This is a genomic window from Sandaracinobacteroides sayramensis (assembly GCF_022014495.1).
GTDB lineage: Bacteria > Pseudomonadota > Alphaproteobacteria > Sphingomonadales > Sphingomonadaceae > Sandaracinobacteroides > Sandaracinobacteroides sayramense.
In genome coordinates, this window is record NZ_JAKLSQ010000002.1 from 1 (window position 1) to 19,034 (window position 19,034).

General features: G+C 67.8%; 19 protein-coding genes. 14 read left to right on the top strand and 5 right to left on the bottom strand.

The features are described from left to right. Positions 1-255: 255 nt before the first annotated feature. The 14 genes from L6Q21_RS02650 (at position 256) to L6Q21_RS02715 (ending at position 12,637) form a co-directional block, all read left to right on the top strand. Positions 256-1,755, top strand: coding sequence for a circularly permuted type 2 ATP-grasp protein (locus L6Q21_RS02650; protein ID WP_418895791.1), 1,500 nt, complete (start codon positions 256-258; stop codon positions 1,753-1,755). Further along, positions 1,755-2,696: an alpha-E domain-containing protein gene (locus L6Q21_RS02655; RefSeq protein WP_237828953.1), complete on the top strand. Its 942-nt coding sequence runs from the start codon at positions 1,755-1,757 to the stop codon at positions 2,694-2,696. The genes L6Q21_RS02650 and L6Q21_RS02655 overlap by 1 nt, the downstream gene beginning before the upstream one ends. An 8-nt stretch (positions 2,697-2,704) precedes the next feature. Beyond that, a complete protein-coding gene (locus L6Q21_RS02660) occupies positions 2,705-3,538 on the top strand; it encodes a transglutaminase family protein (RefSeq protein WP_237828955.1) in 834 nt (277 codons plus the stop codon). Positions 3,539-3,556: 18 nt separating this feature from the next. After that, entirely contained in the window at positions 3,557-4,318 is a 762-nt protein-coding gene (locus L6Q21_RS02665; RefSeq protein ID WP_237828956.1) for a proteasome-type protease, read from the top strand. 236 nt (positions 4,319-4,554) lie between these two features. Beyond that, complete coding sequence (rpmH, locus tag L6Q21_RS02670) at positions 4,555-4,689, top strand: 50S ribosomal protein L34 (protein WP_237828958.1); 135 nt, start codon at positions 4,555-4,557, stop codon at positions 4,687-4,689. 32 nt (positions 4,690-4,721) lie between these two features. Next, complete coding sequence (gene rnpA / locus L6Q21_RS02675) at positions 4,722-5,156, top strand: ribonuclease P protein component (protein WP_237828959.1); 435 nt, start codon at positions 4,722-4,724, stop codon at positions 5,154-5,156. 26 nt (positions 5,157-5,182) lie between these two features. Further along, positions 5,183-5,425 (top strand): membrane protein insertion efficiency factor YidD, encoded by a 243-nt coding sequence (gene yidD, locus L6Q21_RS02680; RefSeq protein WP_418895792.1) that lies wholly within the window; start codon positions 5,183-5,185, stop codon positions 5,423-5,425. Between the two features lie 7 nt (positions 5,426-5,432). Then, positions 5,433-7,151: a membrane protein insertase YidC gene (gene yidC, locus L6Q21_RS02685; RefSeq protein ID WP_237828961.1), complete on the top strand. Its 1,719-nt coding sequence runs from the start codon at positions 5,433-5,435 to the stop codon at positions 7,149-7,151. Then, the gene (gene yihA / locus L6Q21_RS02690) at positions 7,151-7,792 is read left to right on the top strand and encodes a ribosome biogenesis GTP-binding protein YihA/YsxC (protein ID WP_237828962.1); all 642 of its coding nucleotides are present in this window, start codon (positions 7,151-7,153) and stop codon (positions 7,790-7,792) included. The genes yidC and yihA overlap by 1 nt, the downstream gene beginning before the upstream one ends. Before the next feature lie 39 nt (positions 7,793-7,831). Further along, entirely contained in the window at positions 7,832-9,247 is a 1,416-nt protein-coding gene (locus L6Q21_RS02695) for an NAD(P)H-dependent flavin oxidoreductase (RefSeq protein WP_237828963.1), read from the top strand. Positions 9,248-9,410: 163 nt separating this feature from the next. Further along, entirely contained in the window at positions 9,411-10,160 is a 750-nt protein-coding gene (locus L6Q21_RS02700) for an electron transfer flavoprotein subunit beta/FixA family protein (protein ID WP_237828964.1), read from the top strand. Further along, positions 10,157-11,101, top strand: a complete 945-nt coding sequence (locus L6Q21_RS02705) for an electron transfer flavoprotein subunit alpha/FixB family protein (RefSeq protein WP_237828965.1) — start codon at positions 10,157-10,159, stop codon at positions 11,099-11,101. Before L6Q21_RS02700 ends, L6Q21_RS02705 begins: the two co-directional genes overlap by 4 nt. A 196-nt stretch (positions 11,102-11,297) precedes the next feature. Beyond that, a complete protein-coding gene (locus L6Q21_RS02710) occupies positions 11,298-12,164 on the top strand; it encodes a 3-hydroxybutyryl-CoA dehydrogenase (RefSeq protein WP_237828966.1) in 867 nt (288 codons plus the stop codon). A gap of 62 nt (positions 12,165-12,226) precedes the next feature. Next, positions 12,227-12,637: a DUF6491 family protein gene (locus L6Q21_RS02715; RefSeq protein ID WP_237828967.1), complete on the top strand. Its 411-nt coding sequence runs from the start codon at positions 12,227-12,229 to the stop codon at positions 12,635-12,637. Positions 12,638-12,841: 204 nt separating this feature from the next. On the opposite strand, the gene rbfA is transcribed toward L6Q21_RS02715, so the two are convergent. The 5 genes from rbfA to rimP are packed head-to-tail and all read right to left on the bottom strand — an operon-like array spanning position 12,842 to position 19,014. Then, positions 12,842-13,285: a 30S ribosome-binding factor RbfA gene (gene rbfA, locus L6Q21_RS02720; RefSeq protein ID WP_237828968.1), complete on the bottom strand. Its 444-nt coding sequence runs from the start codon at positions 13,283-13,285 to the stop codon at positions 12,842-12,844. Then, positions 13,282-16,140 carry a translation initiation factor IF-2 gene (infB, locus tag L6Q21_RS02725; RefSeq protein ID WP_237828969.1) on the bottom strand — a complete coding sequence of 953 codons (2,859 nt, stop codon included), beginning with the start codon at positions 16,138-16,140 and terminating at the stop codon, positions 13,282-13,284. The genes rbfA and infB overlap by 4 nt, the downstream gene beginning before the upstream one ends. Then, positions 16,137-16,847, bottom strand: a complete 711-nt coding sequence (locus L6Q21_RS02730) for an RNA-binding protein (RefSeq protein ID WP_237828970.1) — start codon at positions 16,845-16,847, stop codon at positions 16,137-16,139. Before L6Q21_RS02730 ends, infB begins: the two co-directional genes overlap by 4 nt. Before the next feature lie 36 nt (positions 16,848-16,883). Then, positions 16,884-18,437, bottom strand: a complete 1,554-nt coding sequence (gene nusA / locus L6Q21_RS02735; protein ID WP_237828971.1) for a transcription termination factor NusA — start codon at positions 18,435-18,437, stop codon at positions 16,884-16,886. A 10-nt stretch (positions 18,438-18,447) separates the two neighbouring features. After that, positions 18,448-19,014, bottom strand: coding sequence for a ribosome maturation factor RimP (rimP, locus tag L6Q21_RS02740; protein WP_237828972.1), 567 nt, complete (start codon positions 19,012-19,014; stop codon positions 18,448-18,450). Positions 19,015-19,034 lie beyond the last annotated feature (20 nt).

The following is a 19,034-nucleotide window of genomic DNA, read 5'->3' on the forward strand; positions in this document are numbered from 1 at the left end:
GGCCGCCCCGGCCCGATCGGCCGCCGGCGCGGGCGCAGGCCCCGCGGGCGGAATCGCCGCGCGGCGACGCGGGGGCCGGTGGTCGGCAGGCGCGCGGGCGGGAGTCTTCGTCGCGCATGGACGATCGGTAACGATCGTCATTTGGTCTGCGATCGGTAACGCATCTGCAATTTTCCGGTTGCGCGGCGGTTGTGCGGCGCACAATATGTTCCCCAAGGGCCGGGCGACGGGCGCCCGGCCGGCAAAGGGGGTCAGGTGGCCGCACGCGCCTTCGATGAAACCTATGGCTTCGGGCCTTACCCTTCGGCGGAAGGGGCAGGGCCGCTCTTTGGCGGCGCGGATGCGCCGCAGGTCCGCGAAGCTTACGCCGAAGTCGAGAGATGGCTGCGCGCCGCCCCCCCCGATCTGCTGGAAACCCGCCGCCGGCAGGCGGAGCTGTTCTTCCGCCGCATCGGCATCACCTTCGCCGTCTATGGCGACCCGGACGCCGGCGAGCGGCTGATCCCCTTCGACATCGTGCCCCGGGTGATCGCCGGCAGCGAATGGGCGATGCTGGAGGAAGGGCTGAAGCAGCGGGTGGAAGCGCTGAACCTGTTCCTGGCGGACGTCTATGGCCCGCGCGAATGCCTCCGGGCCGGGGTGGTGCCCGAGGAGCTGGTGCTGCTGAACCCGCAATATTGCCTGCCGCAGGTGGGCTATCGGCCGGCCGCCGACATCTGGGTGCAGATCGCCGGGATCGACCTGGTGCGGACCGGGCCGAGCGAATTCTTCGTGCTGGAGGACAACGCCCGCACCCCGTCCGGCGTCTCCTACATGCTGGAGAACCGCGAGGTGATGCTGCGGCTGGTGCCGGAGCTGATCCACGCCGTTTCCGAGGCCGGCGGGCTGCGGCCGGTGGAAACCTATCCGGAAACGCTGCTGGAAACGCTGACCTCGGTGGCGCCAGCCAGTTGCGGGCAGGAGCCTTGCCTCGCGCTGCTGACGCCGGGCATCCACAACAGCGCTTATTACGAGCACAGCTTCCTCGCCGACAAGCTGGGGGTGGAGCTGGTGGAGGGCTCGGACCTCTTCGTCCATGGCGACATCCTCTTCATGCGCACCACCGAGGGGCCGAAGCGGGTGGACGTGCTCTACCGGCGGGTGGACGATGATTTCCTCGACCCGCTGCAGTTCCGCCCGGACTCGGCGCTGGGGGTGCCGGGGCTGGTGCAGGCGGTGCACGCCGGCAATCTGACGGTCGCCAACGCCATCGGCACCGGAATCGCCGACGACAAGGCGATCTACAGCTATATGCCGGAGATCGTCCGCTTCTTCACCGGGCGCGATCCGATCCTGCACAATGTGCCGACCTGGCGCTGCCGGGAGCCGGACTCGCTCGCCTATGTGCTGGAGCGGCTGGACGAGCTGGTGGTGAAGGAAACCGACGGCTCGGGCGGCTATGGGATGCTGGTGGGGCCACATGCGACCCAGGCCCAGCGCCAGGAGTTCGCCGCGCGGCTTCGCGCCCACCCCGAACATTATATCGCCCAGCCGACGCTCGCCCTTTCCACCTGCCCGACGCTGACGGCTTCCGGCCTTGCGCCCCGGCATGTCGATCTCAGGCCCTTCGTGCTGACCGGGGCGAACGGGGTGAAGATCATCCCCGGAGGGCTGACGCGGGTGGCGCTGAAGGAGGGCTCTCTGGTGGTGAATTCCAGCCAGGGCGGCGGCACCAAGGACACCTGGGTGCTCGACCGGCAGGCGGAGGAGGGCTGATGCTTTCGCGCAACGCCGCCAACCTCTACTGGATGGGCCGCTATCTGGAGCGGGCCGATTTCCTCTGCCGGCTGATCGAGGCGACGGTGCGCCTTGCCTCTCTCCCCGCCTCGCACGGCGGGGCGCAGGCGGCCTGGGAAAGCGCCATCCAGTCCGCCGCCGTCGCGCCCGCCTTCCACGCCCGCAACCTGCCGGTCGACGAGGCGCATGTCGGGCATTTCCTGACTCTGGACCCGGAGAATGCGAGTTCCATCCGCCGCTGCCTGGAGGCGGCCCGCAGCAACGGCCGGGCGGTTCGCACCTCGCTGACGCTGGAAACCTGGGAGGCGGTGAACGACGCCTGGCACGAAATCCAGCGCTTCGGCACGGCGACGCCCGACAGCCCGACGCTGGTGAGGCTGATCGACGGCATTCGCGGCTCGCTGCTGATGTTCGACGGCGCGGCGCACCGCACGCAGCTGCGCGAGGCGACCTACTGGTTCCTGCGGCTGGGAACCACGGTGGAGCGCGCCGACAACACCGCGCGGCTGCTGGACGTGAAATATCATCTGCTGCTGCCGCGCTCCGAGCCGGTGGGGGGCAGCCTCGACTATTTCCAGTGGACGACGCTGCTGCGCACCGTCTCGGCGCTGACCGCCTATCGCTGGGTGTATCGGGAATCGGTGAAGCCCTGGCTGGTGGCGGACCTGCTGGTGTTCAACCGCGCCATGCCGCGATCGCTGATCGCCTGCCTCGAGGATTCGGTTTGGCTGCTGGACCAGCTCGCCGCCTCGCGCGGGCGGCGGGGGCCGGCGAACCGGGTGGCGGCCAATTCGCTGCGGAAGCTCTCGGCCAGCAACATCGACACGCTGTTCCAGGCGGGGCTGCACGAGTTCCTGCTGGACTTCATCGCCGGGAACAACCGGCTGGGCGACGCCATCGCCGAGCAATATCTCTTCTAGGGCCGGGCATGCTGCTGCAGATCGACCATATCACCCGCTATCGCTATTCCGAGCCGGCCACCGGGATCGTGCAGAAGCTGCGCCTGACCCCGCGCGCGACGGACGGGCAGCAGATCGTGTCGTGGCGGATCGACACCGACGCCGACGGGCGGCTGATGCGGTCGACGGACGCCTATGGCAATGACTGCCACATCTTCTACGCCGACCGGCCGGTGGAGGAACTGACGCTGCACGTGACCGGCACGGTCATCACCAGCGACATGGCCGGGCTGGTGCGCGGGGTGGAGGAGCCGCTGGTCGCCACTCTGTTCCGCCGCTCGACGGCGCTGACGGCGATCACGCCGGCGCTGGAGGGGTTCGCCGAAGGCTTCCGCCGGGCAGATGCCATCGACACGCTGCACGGCCTGATGCTGGGGGTGAACGGGCGGATGCAGTTCGAGCCGGGCATCACCGACGTGGTGACGGACGCCGACACGGCGCTGGCGCTGGGGCGCGGGGTCTGCCAGGATCTGTCGCAGATCTTCATCGCCGCGGCGCGGCATCTGGGTTTCGCGGCGCGCTATGTCTCCGGCCATTACGCCGCCCCCGACCATCCCGAGCAGGAAGCCGCGCACGCCTGGGCCGAGGCGTTCGTGCCGACGCTGGGCTGGGTGGCCTTCGATCCGACGCATGGGGTCTGCGCTTCCGAAGGGCATGTGCGGGTGGCGGTGGGGCTGGACAGCCTAGAAGCCGCGCCCGTTCGCGGCTCGCGCCGGGGCGGCGGGCTGGAATCGCTTGCGGTCGGCGTGCACGGGCGGCAAGCGACCCATCGAAGTCTAAGCCAGAGCCAGACACAGGCCTGAGTCGGGGGGCGAGCGCGAATGACCTACTGCATGGGCTTGCTGGTGAAGGAAGGGCTGGTGATGCTGGCGGATACCCGCACCAACGCCGGGATCGACAATATCTCCACCTACCGGAAGCTGCGCGTGTTCGGCGAGGCGGGCAAGCGCATCGTCGCCATCGCGTCGGCCGGCTCGCTCAGCACGACGCAGGCCCTCATCAACCGCCTGCATGAAGGGGTGGTGATGGAGGAGGAGGGCGAGCCGGAGTTCATCGAGACGGCGCCCAGCATGTTCCGCGTGGCGCAGATCGTCGGCGAGGCGATGGTGGGCGCCAAGCAGGATATCGAGAAGACCATCCAGCAGCAGGCCGGCGAGAAGGGCGTGGAAGTGGGCGTGACTCTGCTGGTCGGCGGCTCGATCGAGGGCCGGGCGCCGCGGCTGTTCCTGATCTATGGCGAGGGCAATTTCATCGAGTGCGGCATGGACACGCCCTATTTCCAGATCGGCGAGCTGAAATATGGCAAGCCCATCCTCGACCGGCTGCTGGACTATCGCACGCCGCTGCCCAAGGCGATGAAGATCGGGCTGGTGTCGATGAACTCCACCATGCGGTCGAACCTGGGGGTGGGGCTGCCGATCGACATGCTGGTGATCCGCCCGGGCCGCTCGGAAGCGGCCTTGACCCGGATCGCCGAGGACGACGCCTATTTCCACGATCTGGGCGCGCGCTGGTCCACCGCGCTGGCGCACGCGATGGAGGAAATCCCCGAGCCGGATTACGCGCTGCCGGGCTCAGCCTGAAGGGGCCAACCAGCCCTCGTCCCCCCCGGGCTTGACCCGGGGTCCAGCTTTTCTGCAGGCGCCGCGCTGGAACAAGAAAGCTGGACCCCGGGTCAAGCCCGGGGGGACGGAGTGGGGGTTTTCGTCTTTCAGGCCCGGCGGCGGGCGTTGACCTTTTGCCGCCCCTTCGCTATGGACGCCGGCTCTTGCCGGAGGCCAGCGCCTTCGGCCGATAATCCATTTTCGAGGCAACACCGATGAAGCGCACCTATCAACCGTCCAAGCTCGTCCGCGCTCGCCGCCACGGCTTCCGCGCCCGCATGGCGACTCCCGGTGGCCGCAAGGTGATCGCCCGCCGTCGTGCGCGTGGCCGCAAGGTCCTCTCGGCCTGAGCCGAGCCGCCCGGCCCCGGCCGGACAACAGCATGGCTGACGAATCCTTCACGGCTGGCCCAGTGCCGGCCGTTTTGGTGCCTGCGGCACCGCCTGGCGCCCCGTCTGCCGCCCCGGCCCGAATCGCCATCTCCCGAATCACCCGGCGGCGGGATTTCCTGGCCGCGAACGGCGGAATCCGCGTGCCGCTTCCCCCCTTCGTGCTGCTGGTGAAGCCGACCGGGCTCGGCGTTTCGAGGGCCGGTTTCACCGTCAGCAAGAAGATCGGCAATTCCGTCGCCCGCAACCGGGCGCGGCGGCGCCTGCGCGAAGTGGCGCGGCTGTCGATGCCGGAACTGGCGGTGCCGTCTGCCGACCATGTGTTCATCGCCCGCTCGCTGCCCGAGGAGATGCCCTTCGAGCAACTGCTGGCCTTCGCCCGCAAGGCGCTGACGAAGGCGCGGGCGAAGCTGGAGGCGGCGGCGTGAAGCCGGGCGAATGGCCGGCGCGCGCCGTGGCGGGGCTGTTCCGCCTGTGGCAGCTGACTTTCTCGGTGATCCTGCCGCCCAGTTGCCGTTTCACCCCAAGCTGTTCCCATTATGGCATTGAGGCATTAAGGCGGCATGGGTTATGGGCCGGGCTCTGGTTGACGGTGGCGCGCGTCGCGCGCTGCCATCCATGGGGCGGTCAGGGCCATGATCCGGTGCCCGAGCAATTCCGCCTGTTTTCCAGACGCCCCTTTCCTACCGACAAGTGAGAGACGAGTGACGACCGAGAATCGCAACCTGATCCTGGCTGTCGTGCTGTCGGCCCTGGTCCTCTTCGGCTGGACTTTCCTCAGCGAACGCTTCTTCCCCGCGCCGCGGCCCGCCGTCGAGCGGCCGGCGGAAGCGCCGGCGGCAGGGGCGGCAGCAGGGGGGGCAGCGGCGAATGCTGAGACCGCCGCTGCCGCGCCGCTGGCGCCCGGCGCCACGGTTCCGGTCGATGTGGCGGTGGCCGCCGCCCCGCGTGTGGCGATCGACACGCCGCGCCTCAAGGGCTCGATCAATCTGGCCGGCGCGCGGATCGACGATCTGGAACTGCGCGACCATCGGGTTTCGATCGCCGCCGACTCCGCGCCCATCCGCCTGTTCGCGCCTTCGGGCGCGCCGAACGCGGAATTCGCCGGCTTCGGCTGGGTCGGCCCCGGCGCGCCGCCGGCCGACGCCCGCTGGAGCGCTTCCGCCCAGACGCTGTCGCCCGGCAAGCCGGTGACGCTGCGCTGGACGAGCCCGGACAAGCTGGTGTTCGAGCAGGTCGTTTCCGTCGACGCGAACTTCCTCTTCACCGTGCAGCAGCGGGTGCTGAACGGCACGGCGAGCCCGGTGGCGCTGCGCCCCTTCGGCTATCTGAACCGCACCGGAGTGGGCGCGGAGAAGGACGCCTTCAACCTGCACATCGGCCCCATCGCCGTGCTGAACGGCACGCTGAAGGAAGGCGATATCGGTTTCGAAAAGCTGCGCGACAATGGCCCGCAGACGATCAGCTCGAAGGGCGGCTGGCTGGGCATCACCCAGAAGCACTGGCTGGCGGCGCTGATCCCCGACCAGAAGTCCAACATCGAGGCGCGCTTCACCGCCGCCGATGGAGACCGCTATCAGGTCGACTGGATGAAGCCTTCGGAAACGCTGGCGCCGGGGCAGGGCTCCAGCACCACCAGCCATCTGTTCGCCGGCGCCAAGGAAGTGCGGCTGCTGAACCAGGTGCGCGACGAGCTGGGCGCGCCGCTGTTCGACCGGGCGCTGGCCTGGGGCTGGTTCTGGTTCATCGCCCAGCCGATCTTCGCCCTGCTGCAATGGCTCTATGGCCTGTTCGGCAATTACGCGCTGGCGATCGTCGGCCTGACGCTGATCGTCCGGCTGGTGCTGTTCCCCATCGCCAACAAGCAATATGCCAGCATGGCGAAGATGCGGGTGTTCGCGCCCAAGATGAAGGAAATCCAGGAAAAATATAAGGACGACAAGCAGAAGCAGCAATATGAGCTGATGGAGCTCTACAAGAAGGAGAAGATCAATCCGCTGGCCGGCTGCCTGCCGATCCTGCTGCAGATCCCGATCTTCTACGCGCTCTACAAGACGCTGCTGATCTCGGTGGAAATCCGCCACCAGCCGGCCTTTCTGTGGATCAAGGATCTGTCCGCCCCCGATCCGCTGACGCCCTTCAACCTGTTCGGCCTGATTCCATGGGATCCGCCGGGCTTCCTGCATCTGGGCGTGCTGCCGATCATCCTGGGCGTGACGATGTGGGCGCAGTTCCGTTTGAATCCGCCCGCCACCGACGAAATTCAGCGAAAAGTCTTCGCCTGGATGCCCTGGCTGTTCATGTTCATGATGGCGCCGTTCGCGGCGGGTCTGCAGATCTACTGGATCGTCAACAACCTGGTTTCGATCCTGCAGCAGTGGATCCTGCTGAAGAAATATCCGGCGCCGGCGCCGGCGCAATAATGGAGATCGACCTGGAGCCTGCCCGGCGGCTGTTCGCCGGGCCGGTCGCCTTCCAGTTGTCGGCGCCGAAGCTGGAGTTCCTGCCGCCGGCCGATCTGCCGGAGGTCGCCTTCGCCGGGCGTTCGAACGTGGGGAAATCCTCGCTGCTGAACGCGCTCACCGGGCGCAGCGCGCTGGCGCGCACCTCCAACACGCCGGGGCGGACGCAGGAACTGAACCTGTTCCTGGTGGGCGAGCCGCCGGTGCTGCGGCTGGTCGACATGCCGGGCTATGGCTATGCCGAGGCGCCCAAGGACGTGGTGAAGCAGTGGGGCCGGCTGGTGAACGACTATCTGCGCGGCCGGGCGACGCTGAAGCGGGTGCTGGTGCTGGTGGACAGCCGCCACGGCCTGAAGCCGGTGGACCGCGAGATCATGGAACTGCTGGACAAGGCGGCGGTTTCCTACCAGATCGTGCTGACCAAGGCCGACAAGGTGAAGCCGACGGCGCTTGCAGAAGTGCTGGAATCGGTCGGCGCGGAAGCCCGCACCCGGCCGGCGGCCTATCCGGCGATCCTGCCGACGAGCAGCGAGACGAAGGCCGGCATCCCGGAGCTTCGCGCCGCCGTGGTTTCGGCCGCGTTCGATGGGGCTGACCTTTGAGCGATTGGGGCGTAATCTGGCCCTTGAGGGGAGACTGAATTGAAGGCTCTGAGTGCACTGACCGTCGGCGGGCAGACGTTCCTGCCGCTCGTGGAAGGCGGCAAGGGCGTGTCCGCCACCAACCACGCCTCGGCGGGCGCCTGGGCGAAGGCCGGCGGGCTGGGCACGGTGTCGGCGGTGAACGCCGACAGCTATGACTCGAATGGCGAGGTGATTCCGCAAATCTACCACAGCCGCACCCGCGAGGGCCGGCATGAGGAGCTGGTGGAATATGGCATCCGCGGCGCCGTGGAGCAGGTGCGCCGCGCCTTCGACATCGCCGGCGACGAGATTCGCGCCGGGCGCGGAGCGCTCAACATCAACGTGCTGTGGGAAATGGGCGGGGCGCAGCGCGTGCTGGAAGGCGTGCTGGAACAGACGAAGGGCCTGCTGCACGGCGTGACCTGCGGCGCGGGCATGCCTTACAAGCTTTCCGAGATCGCCGCGCGGCACGGGGTGCATTATTACCCGATCATCTCCTCCGGCCGCGCCTTCCGCGCGCTGTGGAAGCGCGCCTATTCCAAGGCCAGCGAGTGGCTGGGCGCAGTCGTCTACGAAGACCCCTGGCTGGCCGGCGGCCACAACGGCCTTTCCAACGCCGAGGACCCGCGCGCGCCGCAGGACCCTTATCCGCGCGTGAAGGAGCTGCGCGAGGTGATGCGCGAGGGCGGAATCCCCGATTCCGTGCCGATCGTGATGGCCGGCGGCGTCTGGTATCTGCGCGACTGGGTCGACTGGATCGACAATCCCGAGCTTGGAACCATCGCCTTCCAATATGGCACCCGCCCGCTGCTGACGCAGGAAAGCCCGATTCCCGAAGGCTGGAAGGCCCGCCTGCCGCATCTGGAGGAAGGCGACATCCTGCTGCACAAATTCTCGCCGACCGGCTTCTATTCCTCGGCGGTACGCAACAGCTTCCTGCGCAATCTGGAAGGCCGTTCGGAGCGGCAGATCGCCTTTTCGACCGAGGCCGCCGGAGACCATCAGTTCACGCTGGACGTGGGCGTCGGCCGCAAGACCTATTATGTCACCCGGGACGATCTCAACCGGGCGCGGGAATGGCATGGCGCCGGTTTCGACACCGCGCTGAAGACCCCCGACAACACGCTGGTGTTCGTGAGCGCCGCGGAATCGAAGCTGATCCGCAAGGACCAGGCCGATTGCATGGGCTGCCTTTCGCATTGCTCGTTCAGCGCCTGGAAGGACCATGGCGACCACACGACCGGCTATCTGGCCGACCCGCGCAGCTTCTGCATCCAGAAGACGCTGCAGGACATCGCCCATGGCGCCGACCCGGAGCATGAGCTGATGTTCGCCGGCCACGCCGCCTTCAATTTCAAGACCGACCCCTTCTACTCGAACGGCTTCGTGCCGACGGTGAAGCAGTTGATGGACCGCATCCAGACGGGGGATTGATCGGGCGCCGCCGATGCTGCGTTGCGGCGGAGCAGGTCGAATCCCCTGTCATTTAGGATAGGCTTTACAGCCATTGATCGTGGGCCGCGCGCGTTGACACCCGCCGCTGCCTTGCCTCATGGGGTTTCGCGCTAATTCAAGTGGACTGGGGAGCGATCTGCCCATGAAGATTCTGGTGCCCGTGAAGCGGGTGGTCGATGCCAATGTGAAGGTCCGGGTGAAGCCCGACCAGAGCGGGGTCGAACTCGCCAATGTGAAGATGAGCATGAACCCCTTCGACGAAATCTCCGTCGAGGAAGCGGTTCGGCTGAAGGAAAAGGGCGTGGCGACGGAAATCGTCGTCGTCTCCGTCGGCCCGGCGCAGGCGCAGGAAACGCTGCGCACGGCGCTGGCCATGGGCGCCGACCGGGGCATCCTCATCACCGCCGACGGCCCGACCGAGAGCCTGGGCGTGGCGAAGCTGCTGGCCAAGGTGGCGGCGGAAGAGCAGCCCGGCCTAATTATCCTGGGCAAACAGGCGATCGACGACGACGCCAACCAGACCGGGCAGATGCTGGCGGCGCTGCTGGGCTGGGGGCAGGGTACCTTCGCCTCCAAAGTGGAGCCGTCCGCCGACAAGGTGGCGGTGACTCGGGAAATCGACGGCGGCCTCGAGACCGTCGAGCTGAAGCTGCCGGCCGTGGTGACGACCGACCTTCGCCTCAACGAGCCGCGCTACGCCTCGCTGCCGAACATCATGAAGGCGAAGGCGAAGCCGATCGCCAACAAGACGCCCGCCGACTATGGCGTGGACCTCACGCCGCGCCTGACGACGCTGAAGGTGTCCGAGCCGCCGAAGCGCTCGGCCGGAATCAAGGTGAAGACCGTCGACGAACTGGTGGAAAAGCTGAAGAGCGCGGGAGTGATCGCATGAGCGTGCTGGTCCTTGCAGAACATGACAATGCGTCGCTGAAGGACGCGACGCTCAACGCCGTTTCCGCCGCCAGGGCGCTGGCCGGCTTCGCCGGTGGCGAAGTGCATGTGCTGGTGGCGGGGAGCGGGGCGCAGGGCGCCGCCGACGCCGCCGCCAAGGTGGAAGGCGTTTCCAAGGTCCTTCTGGCCGACGATGCCGCCTATGGCGACGCGCTGGCCGAGAATGTGGCGCCGCTGGTGGCCGGGCTTCTGGCCAACTACGACGCCTTCCTGGCGCCGGCCACGTCGCGCGGCAAGAACATCGCCCCGCGCGTGGCGGCGCTGCTGGACGTGGCGCAGGTCTCGGAAATCCTGTCGGTCGAAAGCGCCGACACCTTCACCCGCCCGATCTACGCCGGCAACGCCATCGCCACCGTGCAGTCGTCCGACGCGAAGAAGGTGATCACCGTGCGCGGCACCGCCTTCCCGAAGGCGGCGGCTTCCGGCGGCTCGGCGAGCGTCGAAGCCGTGTCGGGCGCGGCCGACTCCGGGCTTTCCAGCTTCAAGGGCGCGGAACTGACGCAATCGGCCCGCCCGGAACTGACCGGGGCGAAGATCATCGTCTCGGGCGGCCGGGCGCTGGGTTCGGGCGAAGCCTTCACGCAATATATCGACCCGCTGGCCGACAAGCTGGGCGCCGCCGTCGGCGCCTCGCGCGCGGCGGTCGACGCCGGCTATGTGCCGAACGACTATCAGGTCGGGCAGACGGGCAAGATCGTCGCGCCGGAACTCTATGTCGCCGTCGGCATTTCGGGGGCGATCCAGCACCTCGCCGGGATGAAGGATTCCAAGGTGATCGTCGCCATCAACAAGGATGAGGAAGCCCCCATCTTCCAGGTGGCAGACTATGGCCTCGTCGGCGATCTGTTTCAGCTGGTGCCGGAACTGACGTCGAAGCTCTGAGCTTCCACCGTTCGAAATCGGGAAGGGCCGGCTGCCTTCGGGCGGGCGGCCCTTTTTCCATGCGGTGGGCATCTTCCGCTGTTTGTCAGCCCATGGGGGGGCCGAATATACGACTTCTCCTGATGGGCATTTCGTCTTGTTGTAACCTTATGCCGCACAAGCTAACTCCGGCGGCGGATCAGGAAAGGAATGGGGCATGAAGGTTGGTGTGATCGGCGCGGGCATCATGGGGGCGGGAATCGCGCAGGTGGCCGCCGCCGCGGGCCACCAGGTCGTGCTTTCCGATATCGCGCTGGATCGGGCGGAAAAGGGCAAGGCCGGCATCGGCAAGCAGCTCGACCGGCAGGTGGCCAAGGGTGCGCTGGAAGCCGCCGCGGCCGAAGCCCTGCTGGCGCGAATCACCCCCGCCGGGGACACGGACGGATTCGCCGACGCCGACATCGTGATCGAGGCCGCGACCGAGAATGAAGGGCTGAAGCAGAAGATCTTCGCCGGCCTCGCCGGCAAGCTGGCGCCGCAGGCGCTGCTGGCGACCAACACCTCCTCCATCTCCATCACCATGCTCGCCGCCGGCACCGACCGGCCGGACCGGTTCGTGGGCCTGCACTTCTTCAACCCGGTGCCGGTGATGAAGCTGGTGGAAATCATCCCCGGCCTCGCCACCTCCGACGACAGCCGCGCGGCGGCGCGCGGCTTCATCGAGACGCTGGGCAAGACCGCCATCGTTGCCGAGGACAGCCCGAGCTTCATCGTCAACCGCGTGCTCTGCCCGATGCTGAACGAGGCGATCTTCGCGCTGGGCGAGGGCGTCGGCAGCGTCGAGGGTATCGACACCGGCCTGAAGCTGGGCGCCAACCACCCGATGGGACCGCTGACGCTGGCGGATTTCGTCGGCCTCGACACGCTGCACGCCATCATGGAAGTGATGCAGAAGGCGACCGGAGACCCGAAATACCGCCCCGCGCCGCTGCTGACGAAATATGTCGAAGCCGGCTGGTATGGCCGCAAGACAGGCCGTGGCTTCTACGACTACAGCGGCGAAAAGCCCGTTCCCACCCGCTGATTGACAGAAGGGCAAGCTTGCCCAATCCTTCAAGCCGGGTCCGCTGGACGAGGGAGAAGGGGATGTCGAAAGGCGTGTCTGAAGGCATGGGGCTGCTGGGGGCGGCGTTGCTGCTCGCCGGCTGCGCGAGCGGCAGCAACGATTCCGCCAATCGCAGCGTCTGGGTGGAAGACGGCCCGCCGGTGAACTGCATCAGCCTGAACCAGGTGCGCAGCTTCCGCGCCATCGACGACCGGACCATCGATTTCGAGCGCAACCGCAATCAGGCCTGGCGCAACAATCTGCCGCACAGCTGCTCCGGCCTCAGCTTCGGCCAGGCCGTCCGCCACAACAGCCGCACCAGCCAGCTGTGCAGCTTCGACACCATCACCCCCGTCTCGATGGCACGCGGCCCCAACCCGCCCCGCTGCCAGCTCGGCCAGTTCCAGCCCATGAAGCGAGTCCCCGCGCCGGAAACCCCGCCGGCGGGGTGAGGGAGAACGCCAGGGGGCTTTGCCCCCTGGACCCCCAGCAGGAGGGTGACCCTCCTGCACCTCCATAAGTTTGCAGAAGAGCCCCCCGAAAGCCGACGTGCGTGCACAGCCGTCAGTTTCGGGGGGCTCTTCTGCAAACTTAAAGGGGGTCAAGGGGCGTCACGCCCCTTGCGGGGTGCAGGGGCAGAGCCCCTGCGTTCTCCCTCACTCGTCGTCGAGGATTCGGGGCGGGGCCTTGTCTTCCAGGTCGCGGGCGACCTGGGGGGAGCGCAGCAGGGCGTCGATGCGGGCGGCTTCGGCGTAGCTTTCGTCCACGCGGAAGTGGATTTCGGCGGCGTATTTGGTGTTCACGCGCCGGGCCATCTCGCCCTTCAGCTGCTTGCTTTGGCTGTTGAGGGCCTTCAGCACCGCTTCCTGCTCGGCGGGGGTGACGCCGACTGGCATGATGTAGGCGGTGGCGTGGCGCAGGTCGGGCGAGACTCGCACTTCCGAGATGGAGACGATGTGCCGGTCCAGCACATCGTCGCGGAGCGTGCCGCGCGCCAGCACATCGGCCAGCACGTGGCGCATCGCCTCGCCCACCTTCAGCGTGCGGACGGACCGGCCTTCGCCCCGGTCCTGCGAGGAAGAGGCGTGCTGGCGCTTCACAGTTCGCGCAGACGCTCTTCGATCTCGAAGGTCTCGATCACGTCGCCTTGCTGGATGTCCTGGAAGTTTTCGAGGCCGATGCCGCACTCATAGCCCTTCTCGACCTGCGTGACGTCGTCCTTGAAGCGGCGCAGCGAGGCGATGGAGCCATTGTAGACGATGACGTCGTCGCGCAGGACGCGCGCCTTCAGGTTTCGCTTGATATAGCCTTCGGTGACGAGGCAGCCGGCGGCCTTGCCGAACTTGCCCGCCTGGAAGACTTCGCGAACGTCGGCGCGGCCGACAACATTCTCGAAATATTCCGGGCCGAGCTTGCCGGCCATCCCGGCCTTCACTTCGTCGATCAGGTCGTAGATGATGTCGTAATATTTCAGCGGAACGCCGGCCTGGTGCGCGGCTTCGCGGGCCTTGGCGTTGGCGCGCACGTTGAAGCCGATGATGAGCGCGCCCGAGGCCCGGGCGAGCGTCACGTCGGATTCGGTGATGGCGCCGACGCCCGAGTGCAGCACGCGCACGCGGATCTCGTCGGTGGACAGCTTGTTGAGCGCCGAGACGATCGCCTCGGTGGAACCGTGCACGTCGGACTTGACGACGACGGGGAACTCCATCGCCTTCTTCTCGGCTAGGCCGGCGAACATGCTTTCGAGGCTGGCAGGCGCCGAGGTGGTGCGCTTGGTGAGCGCCACCTGCTGGCGATAGGCCGCCACTTCGCGGGCGCGGGCTTCGGATTCGACGACCGTCAGCAGGTCGCCCGATTGCGGCACGCCGGAAAGGCCCAGCACTTCCACCGGCAGCGAGGGGCCGGCTTGCTTGATGGTCTGGCCCTTGTCGTTCACCAGCGCGCGGACCTTGCCCCATTCGGTGCCGACGACGAAGATGTCGCCGGTGTTGAGCGTGCCGCGCTTCACGAGAACGGTGGCGAGCGCGCCACGGCCCTTGTCCAGCTTCGATTCCACCACGATCGCCTCGCCCATCCGGTCGGGATTGGCCTTCAGCTCCATGATTTCGGCCTGCAGCAGGATCTTCTCGGCCAGTTCGTCGAGGCCGGTGCGCTTCAGCGCCGAGACTTCGACGTCCTGCACCTCGCCGCCCATTTCCTCGACCTGGATGTCGTGCTGCAGCAGTTCGGTGCGCACGCGGTTGGCGTCGGAGCCGGGCTTGTCCATCTTGTTGATGGCGACGATCATCGGCGCGCCGGCCGCCTTCACATGGGCGATGGCCTCGATGGTCTGCGGCTTGATGCCGTCGTCGCCTGCCACCACCAGCACGACGATGTCGGTGGCGTTGGCGCCGCGGGCGCGCATTTCGGAAAAGGCCTCGTGGCCCGGCGTGTCGAGGAAGCTGATCTTCTCGCCCGACTTCAGCGTCACCTGATAGGCGCCGATATGCTGGGTGATTCCGCCCGCCTCGCCGGCGGCGACTCCGGTTCCGCGCAGCGCGTCGAGCAGCGAGGTCTTGCCATGGTCGACATGGCCCATGATGGTGACGACCGGCGGGCGCGGCTTCAGGCTTTCCGGCGTATCGGCTTCGCCTTCGATGCCCTGTTCCACGTCGCTGTCGGACACGCGCTTGATGATGTGGCCGAATTCGGTGACCAGCAGCTCGGCGGTGTCCTGGTCGATGGTGGCGTTGATGGTGGTGGGCATGCCCATCTTGAACAGCAGCTTCACCAGATCGGCGCCGCGCTCGGCCATGCGGTTGGCGAGTTCCTGCACGGTGATCGCTTCGGGCACCTGCACTTCGCGCGCCGTGCGCGACTGGGCGGCGGCGCCGCCGCCATGGGCGGAGCGCTTCTGCTTTTCATGCGCGCGGCGCATCGCCGCGACCGAACGGGAACGAGTGCCGTCCTCGTCGCCAGTGGCGCGGGTGATGGTGAGCTTGCCCTGGCGGCGGTGGTCGTCGCGGACGTTACGCGAGGGCTTGGCCGGCTCGGGGGCGCGGCGCACCGGGCCACGGCTGGGCAGCGCGCTGCGCGGGCGCTCCTCTTCCTCTTCCGGGGCGGCGGGCGGCGCAGGCGGGGCTTCGGCGGCGCGCTTGGCGGCTTCCGCCGCGCGGGCGGCTTCCTCGGCCTCTGCCCTGGCTTTTTCCTCCAGGCGCAGGCGCTCGGCTTCCTGCGCTTCCGCCTTTTCGCGGGCTTCGCGGATTCGGCCTTCCTCGGCGCGCTGCAAACGCTCTTCCTCGGCGAGGCGGAGGAGGAGCTGCTGCCGTTCGCGCGGAGTCAGCTTCGGATTCTGCAGCGCCCTTTGCACGGGCGTCAGCTCCGGCTTCGCGGGCGCGGCCGGCCTGGGCGCCGGCTTCGGCGCGGGGGCAGGCGCGGGCCTGGGCGCCGGGGCGGCAACGACCGGCGCAGGCGCGGGTTCCGGCTGCGGCTCGGGCGCGGCTTCCGCCACGGGCAGGGCGGCCGGCTCGACCGCCGGAGCGGCTTCGGCGGGCGGAGCCGCTTCGGGTGCGGGCTCCGCTTGCGGCTCGGGCGCGGCCTGAACCTCCGGCTCGGGTTCCGGCTCGGGCTTCGGCGCGGGGCGGGCCGGTTCGGCCTTATTCAGCGGCTCGTCCGTCACCACCACGAAGGGCGGCGGCGGGGCGACGGGCATGGCCGGCGCGGCCGGCTGAACGGGTTCCGGGGCAGCGACGGGCGTGGCGGGCACGGCTTCGGCGGCCTCGTCCTGATAGTCAGGAGAAGCGTCTGCGGGCGCGGGATCCCCCGGCTTGCGGAAGACACGGGCCTTCTTCGTCTCAACCACGACCTTGTGCGTGCGCCCATGGCTGAAGCTCTGCTTCACCTGGCTCACTTCGGTCGTGCGTTTCACGCCGAGCTGTGGCCTCAGGCCCAGTTTCGGCTTTTCCTCTTCGCTCATTCCCGTCCTTCGTCGTTTCGCCGCCCGGACTGCGCCCGGACGTCGTCTGTCAGATCCCGATTGCCATTGAAGGCAGCCCAGCGCCGAAGCTCGTCAGAGATCCGCGCCGCTGCCTTGCCATTGTTGACGCCCGAATGCACCACATTCTCACGCCCGAGCGCCCGAGACAAGGCCTCGCGCCCCACGGGCAGGCGAATGCAGCCCTCAGGCTCGCCGCCGCCGCTGCGCCAAGCCTGGTCCAGCTTCGATGTTCCATCCTCCGCCGCATCGGCGGCGTGGAGCAGCAGGAACAGGCGGCCGCCGCGCGCCCATTCCGTCAGCTTCTCCGAACCCAATATAAGATGCCCGGCGCGATGTTCGAGCCCCAGCCGGTCGAGCGCGCGCCGTTCCAGCCCTTTTTCGATTCGCGCGGGCAGGTCTTCGGGCACGGCCGCCTGGGCCTTGAAGGCGCGGGCCAGCGCCCCCTTCAGCCGCCCCTTTTCCATCGCCTGCTCCAGCGCCGCCCGGTCGGGGGCGATCCAGGCGCCGCGCCCGGGAAGCTTGGCGGCGAGATCGGGCCAGACCTGCCCGTCCGGCCCGAGCGCGAGGCGGATGAGGGACGCGCGGTCGCCATGCGCACCCGAAAGGATGCACTTGCGTTCGGGCTTGCGCCCGCCGCGGCCGTCTTCGACTAAGGCGTCAAGATGGTCATCGGAGGGTTCGCGCATCGGCGCCCTCCCTGACTGCGGGGGAAAGCGGCCCTGTCATCCCTCGGCGCTTTCCTCATCCTCGAACCAATGCTTGCGCGCGGCCATGATGATGGCGTTGCCGTCGTCCACCGAGATGCCGAACGGCGCCAGGATTCCGGCGGGGATTTCGCGGCGCTTGTCGCCCTTGCCGATCAGCTCGTCGGTGGAAAGGTCGGCGAGATCGTCCAGCGTCTTCACGCCCTTCTGGCCGAGGCGCACCAGCATTTCCTCGCTTAGGCCGGGGATTTCCGCCAGCGCGTCTTCCACGCCCAGCGCCCGGCGGGCTTCGCGGTAGCCGGCCTCGCGGCGCTCCAGCGCCTCGACGGCGCGGTTCTGCAGCTCGGCGGCGATTTCCTCGTCCAGCCCCTCGATGGAGGCGAGTTCCTCGCCTTCGACATAGGCCACTTCCTCGAGGCTGGTGAAGCCTTCGGCGACCAGAAGCTGCGCCAGAGTCTCGTCCAGTTCCAGCTCGCGCTCGAACAGTTCGGAGCGCTCGACGAATTCCTTCTGCCGCTTCTCGCTTTCGGCCGCCTCGGTCATGATGTCGATCTGGTGGCCGGTGAGCTGGCCGGCCAGCCGCACGTTCTGGCCGCGCCGGCCGATGGCGAGCGACAACTGGTCGTCGGGGACCACCACTTCGATTCGGTTGTCCTCCTCGTCGATCACCACCTTGGAGACCTGCGCCGGCTGCAGCGCGTTCACCACGAAGGTGGCGGTGTCGGGCGACCAGGGGATGATGTCGATCTTCTCGCCCGCCAGTTCCTGCACCACCGCCTGCACGCGGCTGCCGCGCATGCCGACGCAGGCGCCGACCGGGTCGATCGAGCCGTCGTTCGAAAGCACGCCGATCTTGGCGCGGCTTCCCGGATCGCGGGCGCAGGCCTTGATCTCGATGACGCCGTCGTAGATTTCCGGCACTTCCTGCGCGAACAGCTTCTTCATGAATTCGGGATGCGCCCGGCTGAGGAAGATCTGCGGCCCGCGATTCTCGCGGCGGACGAGGGTGATGATGCTGCGCACCCGGTCGCCCACCCGCAGCACTTCGCGCGGGATCTGCTGGTCGCGGCGGATCACGCCTTCGGCGCGGCCGAGGTCGACGACGATATGGCCGAACTCCACCCGCTTCACCACGCCGGTGATGATCTCGGACTGGCGGTCCTTGTATTCCTCATATTGCCGCTCGCGCTCGGCGTCGCGCACCTTGGTGACGATCACCTGCTTGGCGGCCTGCGCGGCGATTCGGCCGAATTCGATCGGCGGCAGGTCGTCGATCATGAAATCGCCGACCTTCGCGTCCGATTCCCGCTCCTTCGCGTCGACGAGGCTGATCTGCTTGAAATAATCCTCGGGCTCTTCGACGACTTCCAGCACCCGCCATAGCCGCAGGTCGCCGCCACGCGGGTCGATCTTGGCGCGGATGTCGTTCTCGGCGCCATAGCGGGCGCGGGCGGCGCGCTGGATCGCCTCTTCCATCGCCTCGATGACGATCATCCGGTCGATCGACTTCTCGCGCGCCACCGCGTCGGCGATGGCGATCAGTTCGGCCTTGTTCGCAGCAATCGGGTTCATTTTTCGCCCTTTAGTTTCGCGTCTCGTTCGACGATTCCTCGTCGGCCTCTTCCTCGATGTCGTCCGCGCCTTCCTCGGAGAGGAGGGTGCCCGTCTCGGCGATCAGCCGGTCGGTCAGCAGCAGCTTCGCGGTGCGGATGCCGGCGAAGGGCAGGCGCACTTCGCCGATGCCCTCCACCTCGATCCGGATATCGTCGCCGGCGGTGCCCAGAAGCGGCCCCTGGAAGCGCTTGCGGTCGGCGCCGTTCAGCGCCACCGTGTCCGCCAGCTCCAGCTTCGCCAGATGCCCGGCCCAGCGGTCGTAATCCTTCAGCCGGGTCAGCGGCCGGTCGATCCCCGGTGAGGAGACCTCCAGCATATATTCGCTTTCGATCGGGTCCGCCTCGTCCAGCAGGGCGGAGATCTTGCGCGACACGCGGGCGCAATCGTCCACCTTCATCTGCCCGGTCGCCGGGTCCTCCAGCATGATCTGCAAGGTGAGGGTCGGCCCTTCGATCAGCGCCACGCGCACCAGTTCGAAGCCATGGTCCTCGACCACCGGCTCGACGAGCGCCTTCAGCTGTTCCAGACTGGCCATTTCCAAACTCCTCGGCCTGA